General features: G+C 34.8%; 3 protein-coding genes. 2 read left to right on the forward strand and 1 reads right to left on the reverse strand.

The genetic code is table 11. The annotated features are described in order from the left end of the window. Positions 1 to 411, reverse strand: a 411-nt coding sequence (locus KAS42_06295; protein MCK4905828.1) for an LptF/LptG family permease, incomplete at its 3' end; no start/stop codon positions are given. Between the two features lie 371 nt (positions 412 to 782). Between KAS42_06295 and KAS42_06300 the strand changes: the two genes are divergently transcribed. Next, positions 783 to 1,745: a flippase-like domain-containing protein gene (locus KAS42_06300; protein MCK4905829.1), complete on the forward strand. Its 963-nt coding sequence runs from the start codon at positions 783 to 785 to the stop codon at positions 1,743 to 1,745. 220 nt (positions 1,746 to 1,965) lie between these two features. Beyond that, the coding region (locus KAS42_06305; GenBank protein MCK4905830.1) for a bifunctional phosphoribosyl-AMP cyclohydrolase/phosphoribosyl-ATP pyrophosphatase at positions 1,966 to 2,158 on the forward strand (193 nt) is incomplete at its 3' end.

Consider the following 2,158-nt stretch of genomic DNA (forward strand, 5'->3'; position numbering starts at 1 on the left):
CTTGAAATCTTCCTGTATTTGTTTAATTCCTAAGTGTGCAGAGGGCGAAACTTCAGCGTGAAGATATAGGCAAAATATACTTATCAGAAAAGATAAGCCCAATACCGGTAAAATAGCAGCCAAAGGATCAATTCCGCAGGATTCTAGCCCCACAACTTCTCCGTCTTGAGACAATCTGTTGAAACAATTAACGCTCCCCAATAAAATACCCATTGAAATCGAATAGGGCAGAATGAGGCAAACTATATTAAAAAGCAATGTCATTGTTGTCGCCAGTCCTATTCTCTCGTCAAAAAAAACGCGCGCCAACGGGAAAAAATTACTTATGAATAAAACGAAAGTAAATATAAAAAACCCCAGCAGGAAAGACGGAATAAATTCTTTTATTATGTAAAGCCTTAATATTTTCATTGTGAAAGTTCTTGCTACGCTCTGAACTATGATTATACCCTGCAATTCACACCCTGAAATTTCAGAGAAATTTTCGGGTACTTAGTCCTTGAAATGCTCTGCATTTCTAGGGGCAGCGATTATTAAATCCAGATTACACAGATTAACAGATTATTTTAAAGTAGCTGGTAGAAAGTAGCAAGCCCCGTTAGAAATTTATTTCTTTACGGGGCAAGTCCTGTTACATGCTTCCATATCTTTAAATAGTAAGGCGGAGCAATAAAAATCCTTGAGTTTAAGGTCTTCATCCTGCTGTTATTACACGCCTCTTTAGGGGCGCCTTAAATGGTTGCAGTATATTTGTTTTATATGCTATAGTGCGACAGTTAATTATGAAGAAAAATATCATATTTTTTGTCATCAGAGCGCTGGTAAGTATTTCTTTGATAGGTTTTATTCTTCTTAATCTTGGCAAAGAAAATCTGCAGAGCTTCCCCGGTTATCTTCAAAATGCATCCTATCCTTTTTTATTCATTTCAATTTTGTTTTTTGCTGTAGCTGTTACGATAACGGCTATCAGGTGGAAGAGATTGTTGGAAGTGCAGGATGTCAAACTTAGTTTTATAGAAGCATTCCAATTAACATTTATCGGTTTTTTCTTCTCGAATTTTTTGCCCGGCACTTTGGGGGGGGACGCAGTGAAGTTATATTATATTGCAAAACATACCCGTAAAAATGCAGGCTCTTTGGCTTCTATTCTTATTGACCGGGCGATAGGAATGTCGGCGCTTATTTTTATTGCTATTCCTGTTGTTCTTTTGAATTTCAGATATCCTGTTGTTAAAAATCTGTCACCATTGGTTTTTGGTCTGTTTGCGTTTTTCTTGATTACGAGTTTTCTTTTCTTTAATCTTAAAAATACGTTTCTCTTAACAAAAATTTTTAAAATTAGACTATTTGGGATAGGTGATAAAATAGCAAACTTTAAAAAAGCATTGGTTCTATATAGAAAAAGTAAAACTATCCTTGCATTTGCCCTTTCAGTTTCCGTTATTATTCAACTCCTTATAATATTTGTCTGCTATTTCCTATCCAAATTTCTTAATCTGAATATACCGATTGTATACTTGTTTCTTTTTATACCTATAATCCAATTGATTGTAGCCATCCCTGTAACAGTCTCAGGGATAGGAACCAGAGAGGTTGCTTTTGTTTTTTTCTTCGCAACCACTGCAGGAATTATCCCTAAAATGGATGCATTTGCCTTGAGTATAGTATTTTATCTTGTTATGGTAGCTACCTCGCTTATTGGAGGTGTCGTGTATCTATTTAAAGGCGGGGAATTAAAGAAATAAATAAATTAAATTCCTAATTACCAGTACCTAATTTCCAATGAAATGTCCAATGTCTAATTCCCCAATTAGATATTCATTAGTAATTGGGTATTGTCCCGAAGGGATTTCTTCGGAAGAAATTCTCCTTTTGTCATTTCGACTCTTTTACGTTGTCAATACAGATAGGACTTTGTTAAAATAGTTTTATTAGATATATAACCTCAATTTAAGGAGTTTTTAAATGGACAAAAGCTGGATAGACCAATTGAAATTTAAGGACGATGGACTGATGCCTGCAGTTATTCAGGATTATGCCAATGGACAAGTATTGATGGTTGGATATATGAATAAAGAAGCTATTAAATTAACTCTTGAAAGTGGATTGGTGCATTTTTATTCCCGTTCAAGACAGAAAATGTGGAAAAAAGGGGAAA

It is taken from the genome of bacterium, assembly GCA_023135785.1.
Classification (GTDB): domain Bacteria; phylum CAIJMQ01; class CAIJMQ01; order CAIJMQ01; family CAIJMQ01; genus CAZNJA01.